General features: G+C 74.1%; 6 protein-coding genes and 1 pseudogene. 4 read left to right on the top strand and 3 right to left on the bottom strand.

Features of this window, described 5'->3' with window-relative positions; translation table 11 throughout:
• Window positions 1–178 precede the first annotated feature (178 nt).
• Complete coding sequence (locus ACZ4VT_RS37105; RefSeq protein ID WP_467955766.1) at window positions 179–2,380, bottom strand: MMPL family transporter; 2,202 nt, start codon at window positions 2,378–2,380, stop codon at window positions 179–181.
• 272 nt (window positions 2,381–2,652) lie between these two features.
• Between ACZ4VT_RS37105 and ACZ4VT_RS37100 the strand changes: the two genes are divergently transcribed.
• From ACZ4VT_RS37100 to ACZ4VT_RS37090, 3 genes are all read left to right on the top strand, one after another.
• The gene (locus ACZ4VT_RS37100) at window positions 2,653–3,957 is read left to right on the top strand and encodes a sensor histidine kinase (protein ID WP_467955765.1); all 1,305 of its coding nucleotides are present in this window, start codon (window positions 2,653–2,655) and stop codon (window positions 3,955–3,957) included.
• Window positions 3,954–4,622 carry a response regulator gene (locus tag ACZ4VT_RS37095; protein WP_467955764.1) on the top strand — a complete coding sequence of 223 codons (669 nt, stop codon included), beginning with the start codon at window positions 3,954–3,956 and terminating at the stop codon, window positions 4,620–4,622. The genes ACZ4VT_RS37100 and ACZ4VT_RS37095 overlap by 4 nt, the downstream gene beginning before the upstream one ends.
• Window positions 4,623–4,767: 145 nt before the next feature.
• Window positions 4,768–5,007, top strand: coding sequence for a hypothetical protein (locus tag ACZ4VT_RS37090; RefSeq protein WP_467955763.1), 240 nt, complete (start codon window positions 4,768–4,770; stop codon window positions 5,005–5,007).
• 107 nt (window positions 5,008–5,114) lie between these two features.
• On the opposite strand, the pseudogene ACZ4VT_RS37085 reads toward ACZ4VT_RS37090, so the two are convergent.
• A pseudogene (locus tag ACZ4VT_RS37085) lies at window positions 5,115–5,238 on the bottom strand (SDR family NAD(P)-dependent oxidoreductase); the annotation flags it as partial.
• Window positions 5,239–5,419: 181 nt separating this feature from the next.
• The gene (locus ACZ4VT_RS37080) at window positions 5,420–6,277 is read right to left on the bottom strand and encodes an MBL fold metallo-hydrolase (protein WP_467955762.1); all 858 of its coding nucleotides are present in this window, start codon (window positions 6,275–6,277) and stop codon (window positions 5,420–5,422) included.
• Window positions 6,278–6,458: 181 nt separating this feature from the next.
• On the opposite strand from ACZ4VT_RS37080, the gene ACZ4VT_RS37075 reads away from it, so the two are divergent.
• On the top strand, window positions 6,459–8,054 hold the full coding sequence (locus ACZ4VT_RS37075; protein ID WP_467955761.1) for an alpha/beta hydrolase: 1,596 nt from the start codon (window positions 6,459–6,461) through the stop codon (window positions 8,052–8,054).
• The last annotated feature ends 395 nt before the right edge of the window (window positions 8,055–8,449 follow it).

Here is an 8,449-nt window from a genome sequence, read left to right as displayed (position 1 = left end):
ACCCGGCGTAGCCTCCCATCGCCCGCCAGTTGAAGAGTGCCGCAACGTCACTGACGTACATGTTTCCGAATATCTAGCTTTCCCCCCCCCCCCCCCCCCCCACTCCCACCACCCCCCCCCCCCCCCCCCCCCCCCCCCCCCCCCCCCCCCCGGCGCCTTTCGTGTGGCCGCGCCCGGCTCAGCCGACCAGGACGCGGTCCGCGGCCTCCTTCGGACCGGCGGCCCCGCGGGAGCGTCGGCCCGGCCGCACCGGCCACCACGTGGACCGGCCCAGCAGGGCGGCCAGGGCGGGCACCAGCACGATCGACAGGACGAAGGCGGAGAGCAGGATCCCGAGGGCCGTCGCGAAGCCGATCTGCTGCGTGGACGGGGCCGGGGTGACGGCCAGGCTGCCGAAGGACGCGGCCAGCACCAGCCCCGCCGTGGCGATGGCGGGGGCCGTGTGCCGCACGGCGCGGCCCACCGCCGCCCGCGCCGGACCCGGCCGCTCCATCTCCTCCCGGATCCGGTCGCTCATCAGGATGTTGTAGTCGGTGCCCAGCGCGACCACGAACAGGAACAGCACGAGCGGGAGGGTGAAGTCCACCCCGGGCCGGTCCAGGGCGTGCTGGAACACCAGCGTCGAGGCGCCGAGGGTCGCGGCGAACCCGAGGCCGACCGCGGCCAGCAGGATCACCGGTGCCAGCAGGCTGCGCAGCAGCACGAGCAGGATCAGCGCGATGAGCACGGCCGCCACCGGGAAGACCACCTTCAGGTCCTTGTCCACCGCGGTCGAAATGTCGGCGAAGAGCGCCGGCGTGCCGCCCACGTGCGCCTCGGTACCGGCGGGCGCGTGGGCCCGTACCGCGGCCCGGACCGGGCCGGTCACCAGATCGCGCGCCTCCTCGCGCTGCGGGTCGACCGTGAGGAACAGGTCGATCCGCGCCGCCCGCCGGTCCTCGCTCAGCACGGTCCCCCCGACCTGGCCCACGCCGCCGACCCCCGCGAGCGCCGTGGACAGCCCGCCCAGGCCCTCGGCGGTGAGCGTGCCGCCGTCGGAAGCCGTGACGAATACGCTGGTCGGGTCCGACACCCCGGCCGGCAGGGCACGCGAGATCTCCGCGGCGGTGGCGACCGCGGCGGTACGCTCCGCGCCCGCGCCGCCCTGCCCGTAGTCCACGCGCATCCCCACGACACCGGCGGCCAGTGTGCCGAGCAGCGCCACCGAGCCCAGGACCAGTGCCAGCGGCCGCCGCGCCACCCGGTCGCCCAGCCGCGCGGCGGAGCCGGCACGGGGGGTGTGGCGCAGGGCCCGGGAGGGCCAGAACATCCTGCGCCCGGTGACCGCGAGCAGGGCCGGCATCAGGGTCAGGCTGCCCAGCAGCATCACCAGTACGGACAGGGCGATGGCCGGCCCGAGCACCCGGAACTGGCCGAAGGAGGCGACCCCGAGCGTGGCGAACGCGGCGACGATGGTCAGCGCCGCGGAGGTGATGGCCGTACCCACCCGCCCGGCGACCTCGGCGGCCGCCTCGCGCCCGGACTGCCCGGGGTGTTCGCGCAGCTGCTCGCGGAAGCGGAAGAGGAGGAAGAGGAAGTAGTCGATGCCGATGCCCACCAGCACGACACTGATCAGCCCCGGAGTGGAATCGGCCAGCCCGGTCCCGGTGAGCAGCGCCGCGCCGACCACGACGCCGGCCGCGGCGCCGCCGATGACGGAGACCGCGAGCAGCGGCAGCAGCGCCGCCAGGACGCTGCGGAAGACCAGGACGTGCAGCAGGACGATGACCCCGAGCATGAGTGCCCCGACCACCGTCGTCCTGGTCTTCTCGGCGTCCGCCGTGTCCACCCGGTCGGCGATCCCGCCGGTGAAGCCGGTGCGCAGTCCATCCTCCGCGAACGCGTCGCGGGCGGAATCCCGGAAGGCGCGGTAGGTGTCCTGCACCCCGGGATCGGCGGGGTTTCCGGTCAGTTCGACGGAGAGCAGGCGGAAGGAGCGGTCGGGCGCCGTCATGGCCGGGCTGACCCGGGGGATCTGCGAGTGGTCTTCGGCGAGGGGCATCGTGTCCTCGGTCCGGGGCATGGCGACCCGCTCACGGGCCAGTCGCGCGGCCTGCGCGTCGATGCGCTGCTCGTCGGCGGCGCCGAGCGGCGCGTCGTCCGAGCGGGCCACCAGCAGGGTCAGGAGGTTGGCGTCCGGCTGCACGCCGAACCGCTCCTCCGCGATCTTCAGGGCGGCCGCCGAGTCGTAGTGCGCGGGCAGGAACCCGCCGTCGCCCGGCTGGGTGGCGCGGAAGACGAACGCCTGGCCCGCGATGGTGGCTGCGATACCCAGGACCGCCCACAGGGCGATGACCTTCCATGGACTTCGCGTCGAGAATCGGGTCAGGGCGCGGATCACTGATGTCCTCCGGTCTGCGCGGTACGGCCGGGGTTCCCGGCCTGACTCCAGACCATCAGCGGGGAGCGGGGAAAACGTCGGGGCAGGGGAGGATCCGCAGCGCGGGACCGGGGTCCGTACGGGGGCGCCGACCAGGACCGGAGTCCTGGTACGGGTTCACACCGGGGGCCGGTGGCAGGGGACGGGCGCGGTGCCAGAATGGATCACCGGAGAGCGCGGCCGCGCGCGCCCGGCACCTGCCGGGGAGTCTCCGACGGGGGAGGACCGGCAGCATGGGTGTGGGTGTGGGTGTGGGTGTGCCGGGGGAAGGGGGCGGCGGCGCGCGTGCGGCGGCGTACCGGGACACGGGCAACCGCGGCACGGGCCGCGACACCGGCCGGGCGGCCGCCCCGGGCACGGACCGCGGCGCCGAGGGCCCACCGTGGACGCGCAACAACGCACTCGTGGCGGTCGCGGCCGGCACCGTCGACCTCGTCGGCTACTCCCTGGGCATGCAGACCGAGGGCCGGGTCCTGAGCGTGACCGGGGCCCTCTCCCTGGTCGTCTCGGCGATCCCCCTGATCGCCCGGCGCGCGCGGCCGGTGACGGTGCTCGCCGCCGTACTGGCCCTGGGCGTGCTGGTGAACGTGAGCACCCCGCCGACCCCGCACTTCACCCTCACGCTGATGGTGGCCCTCTACACGGTGGCCCGGTTCAGCCGCCCCGCCGTGGCCGCGTCGGCGGCGGTCGTGGCGGTGCCGCTGATCTCCGCGGGCCAGGGCGGCTGGCCCCTGCCCTTCGGCTGGTCGGGTCTGATCGCGAACCTGATCGGCACCCTCGGCGCCGTCGGCGTGGGCGCCGTGGTCAAGCACCGGCAGCGGGAGGCCGAAGCGCACCGGACCCTGCTCGCGGACCGGGCGGTGGCCGAGGAACGCCGCCGGATCGCCCGCGAACTGCACGACATCGTCGCCCACCACATCACCACCATGCAGCTGATGGCGGGCGGGGCCCGGGCGAACCTGGCGCACGACCCGGAGGTCGTCCGGGAGGCCCTCGTCACGCTGGAGGACTCCGGGCGGATGGCGCTGCGCGAGATGCGCCAACTCCTCGACGTCCTCAGGGCCGGGGAGGAACCGGAGCACACCCCGCCGGCTCCCCAGCCCGGGGCCGGCGACCTCGACAGGCTCGTCACCGAGTCCCGGCTGGCCGGCACGGAGACCGAGTTCACCGTGGACGGCCCGGTCCGCCCGCTGCCGCCGACCGTCGGCCTCACCGTCTTCCGCATCGTGCAGGAGGCGCTGACGAACACCCGCAAGCACGCCGGGGATGCGCGGGCCCGCGTACGGCTCACCTACCACCGGGACGGGGTGGCCCTGGAGGTGCGCGACGACGGGGCCGGAGCGCGGGCCGCGGCCTCCCGTCCCGCGGCGCGCCCCGGGTACGGTCTGATCGGCATGCACGAACGTGTCGCCCTGCAGGGCGGAACCCTGGAGGCGGCCCCCCTCGACGGCGGGGGCTTCCGGGTGGCGGCCCGCCTCCCGGTCCCGGCCGCGGTCGCGGGCCCCGGGTACGGCGAGAGAGAGGAACGGCAGCGATGATCCGCGTGCTCATAGCCGACGACCAGCCGCTGGTGCGGCGCGGCCTGGCCCTGATCCTTGGCCCCGACCCGGAGTTCGAGGTCGTGGGCGAGGCCGAGGACGGGGCCCGGGCGGTCGCCCTGGCCCACGAGCTGCTGCCCGACGTGGTCGTCATGGACATCCGGATGCCGGTCCTCGACGGGGTCCAGGCCACCGGGGAACTCGCGCGGACGCTCCCCTCCACCCGCGTTCTCGCCCTCAGCACCTTCGACATGGACGAGTACGTGGTCGCAGCCCTGCGCGCCGGCGCGTACGGCTTCCTGCCCAAGGACATCTCCCCGGAGGAGCTGATCGCCGCGGTCCGCATCGTCCACACCGGCGAGGCCGCCGTCGCGCCGCGGCTGCTGACCCGGCTCATCTCCGCCTACGTACGCACCCCCGTGCGGCCGCGGTCGTGGGCCGCCGAGACCCCGGCCGATCTCACCCCGCGCGAACTGGAGATCTGGCGTCTGCTGGCAGGCGGCCGCGGAAACGCCGAGATCGCCCTGGACCTGGACATCAGTGTCTCGACGGTCAAGAACCACATCACGGGCATCTTCGGCAAGTTGGGCGTCCGTGACCGCGCGCAGGCGGTGATCGCGGCCTACGAATCCGGGCTGGTCGAGGCCGGTTGCGCGAGCGGTTGATCACCAAGTGCCCGCAAGAGCACCGGAATTTTCCTGGTGACCACACCTCTGACCAGCCAAAACACTGGATGATTCGCCCGTGCGGAGAAGGGCACCTCCATGGCACAGTGCGATCAGCCCGACCGCACACGACCTGGGAGCCTCCATGCGCGATCCGCACGCCACGCCGCTCGCGGCCGCCCCCGACCGCGTGCCGGAGGCGGACCCCGGCCCGCTGCCCCGCTGTCCGGTGTGCGACGGCACCCCGGACCGCATCTCCTGGCGTCAGCGCCCCGGCCGTCCGGTCACGCTGGTCTTCGCCCCCTGCGACCACCACTGGTCCACGCCGGCCCCACCCGTCCTGGCCGTCACCCCACCCCCGGCCCCGGGCGCCGCGACCCGGTGAACCTTTGGTCACAGCACCAGGTCGTCTCATTCGTGTCCGCGGCCCGCTACTGAGCCCGGCCGTCGGTCAGAGCATGGCTCGCCTCCCACAACCGTGCCGCGACGGAGGGTGGTACGCACATGGACGGGTGGCCGGGGCGGGGTTGAGGGAGTCCAGCGCGCCGCCGGGATGGACCACCACGCTCGCCACCGTGCTGCCGGCAGCGCGCAGACGGCGGTCGAGTTCGACGCCTATGCTGCGGCTGCCCCCTCGGGCAACTCGGCACCCACCGTTCCAGCGGCCACCGGCACATCGCCGACGGATCGGCGACAGTCCCGCCGGACGGCCGGCATCCCGCCGACGCGGCGCCGGCCACGCGCCGCGACACCCCGTATCGCCCCGCTCCCGCCGGGAGCGGCGGGCTCACCGCCGGTCAGTCCCGGTACACGAGGACGAACTCGCCGTAGGGGTGCGTCCCGTGCCGGTCCGCCGTCTCGTCGAGGGCCCTGCGCAGCGTGCGCAGATGGCCTGCGGTGAGCTGGAGCGGCGGCTCGTCCGGCTGGTGCACGGTGCCGCGGGGGTAGTCCTCGCCCGCCGTGTTCATCTCGATGTGGCAGCCGAGGACATGGCGGACCGGCCGGGTGGCGCAGAAGTCCAGCAGCCGGTCGACGGTGGCCGAGTAGGCCGCCCGGTCCTCGATGTAGAGCCGCCCCGGATAGAGGGAGTCGCCGGTCAGCAGGAGGCCGGTGTGGCGGTCGTGGAAGACCAGGGCGGCCTGCTGGTGGCCGGGGCCGGGGATCAGGTCGAGGATCCGGCCGCCCAGGTCCAGTGCGCCGGTGCGGTGCGGCCAGTCGGCGAGGCCGAAGGCGGCCGTGACCTCGTCCAGTCCGGGTCCCACGACCGTGGTGGAGGGCCGGTCCGCGAACTGGGGGTCCGCCGCGACGTGGTCGCCGTGTCCGTGGGTGTGGGCGACCACGAGCGAGTACGCGGGCCTCGGATGGCGTTCCAGCCAGTCCGTGACGAGCCGGTCGACCGTTTCCCGCAGGGGGAAGTGGGCCGGGTCGGCGGACGCGCCCGTGTCGAGGAGCAGCGCCCGGTCATTGCCGAAGAGGAGGAAGAGGAACGGGGCTTCGTAGTGCACGGACTTGTTCTGGCGCAGGATCACCGTGTGTTCGGAGTAGGCGTGGACCTGGATCTCCGGCGCCGGGTCGTGCTTCGGGGAGGACCAGCCCGCGTGCCAGACGACGTCGAGACTGCCTGAGACCGGGGCGCCCCGGAGAAAGTCGATCACGCGTCCAACCTACCCTCGCCGCCCGGCGCCGGGAAGCGAGCCGTCGGCCGGGCCCGCACAGGTCCCGCGCCCGGCTCGCGCGCGCCGCCCGATCGCGGTTTCGTGGTGACAGAGGCGTGTGCACCGATGCGGCGGCATCGACCGCCGGACCGAGCCTTCGCCGTGAGGAGGAGGGCGTAACGTGTCCCCATCAGGTCCCGCAGCCCGCCGCCGACGCCGTGCGGCGGTCCTCACCGCGGCGCTGGCCTGCTCGGCGCTGCTCACCGGGCCCGGACCGGCCGCCGCGCACGGCGCGCCCCCGTCGCCCACAGCCCCCTCACCGTCACCCTCGGAGACCGTTCCGACACTGGACTGGAGTCCGTGCAAGCCCGGCAGCCCGTGGGAGTGCGCCACGGCGAAGGTGCCGCTCGACCACGCCGCCCCCGCGGGCCGCACCATCGACCTGGCGGTCGTCCGCCGGCAGGCCACCGATCCCGGCCGGCGCATCGGCACCCTGTTCGTGAACCCCGGCGGTCCCGGCGGCCCCGGGACCGTGCAGGTACCGCAGAACTACGACGCCTTCCCCGGGGAACTGCGCGAACGGTTCGACATCGTCAGCTGGGACCCGCGCGGGATCGGCAACAGCACCGCCGTGAACTGCTTCGACACCAAGGAGGAAGCCAGTGCCTGGGCGGCCCGCCCACCCGGCGGCTTCCCGGTGGGCGCGCAGGAGCGGAAGGCATGGATCGACGCGTACGAGGACCTCGGCCGGCTCTGTGAGAAGCGTGACGCGGACCTGCTGCGCCACGTGTCGACCGCCGACACCGCCCGGGACCTCGACCTGCTCCGCCGTTCGGTGGGCGAAGGACAGCTGAACTACCTGGGCGTCTCCTACGGCACGATCCTCGGCGCGACCTACGCCAACCTCTTCCCCGGCAGCGTCCGCGCCATGGTCCTCGACAGCAACATCGCCCCCCAGGCCTGGACCGACGGCGCGGGGCAGGGCGAGCCCCGGACCACGACCTTCCTGCGCATGGGCTCGGACGTCACCGCCGCGGCCACCCTGGACCGGTTCCTCACCCTGTGCGGATCGGCGCCCGCGACCCGCTGTGCCTTCTCGGCGGGCAGCCCCGAGGCCACGCGTGACAAGTTCGACAAGCTGATGCAGCGGCTGCGGGAGCGTCCGATCGGCCCGTGGACGTACGCCAAGACGGTCGCCGACACGGTCAACGGCCTCTACATCGTCGACCCCGGCTGGACGGCTCTCGCGGGCCGGCTCCAGGAGCTCTCGCAGGGCCGCGAGCCCAAGCCCCCGGTGTACCCGCCGCCGCCCCCGGTGGCCGAGCCGAACCCGTACCTGGGGGACGAGCAGGCGGCGGCCGTCTGGTGCGCCGACAGCCCGAACCCGCGCGATCCCTCCGCGTACCAAGGCCTGGAGGAGGACAGCGCCCGGCGGGCCGGCGACGCGGGACGCTTCTGGACGTGGGCGGCCGAGGGCTGTGCCACCTGGCCGGCCCGGGCCGCCGCACGGTTCGACGGCCCGTGGAACACGCCCACCGCCCGTCCCGTCCTGGTGATCGGGACCCGGTACGACCCCTCCACGCCCTACACGGGCGCCCAGGCCATGGCCGGTGAGCTGGCGGACGCCCGCCTGCTCACCAACGACGGGTACGGGCACACCGCGCTGTTCAACAACGGCAGCAGCTGCATCAGCGCGCACGAGAGCCGCTACTTCGTCGACGGGACGCTTCCGCCACCCGGCACGGTCTGCCGCCCGGACCGGGTTCCCTTCTCCTGACGGCCTTCTGACGACCTCTTGGCGGTCTTGCTGACGGGCCGGCGGGTGCGCCGTGCCTTGCGTGACGTTCCCCTGATGTTCACGCCCATGATGCTCGAAGGTGCGTGATCTCGGCCGCCTTCGAGCATCATCTTTCATAAGGGGGCGATGGAGCGCTATCTTGTCGGGCGCATGCCAAAGAGCTGTGTCCGCGACGCGGACCGCACGAGGAGCTGCCCCATGAGACTGCCGAGCATCCGCAGGAGCCAGCGCCGACACGACCGACACGACGGGCAACGCCGGTTAGGGGCCCGGGGGGAGCCAGGGGGGAGGAGCCACCCCCCCCCCGAGGCGCCCATACCCCACGGCACCCCTCCCACCTCGGGTCTGGCCGCCCTAAGGCCCCCCCACCCACC

This window comes from Streptomyces sp. NPDC029164, from assembly GCF_055563995.1.
This window is presented reverse-complemented; position numbering and strand designations above follow the sequence as displayed.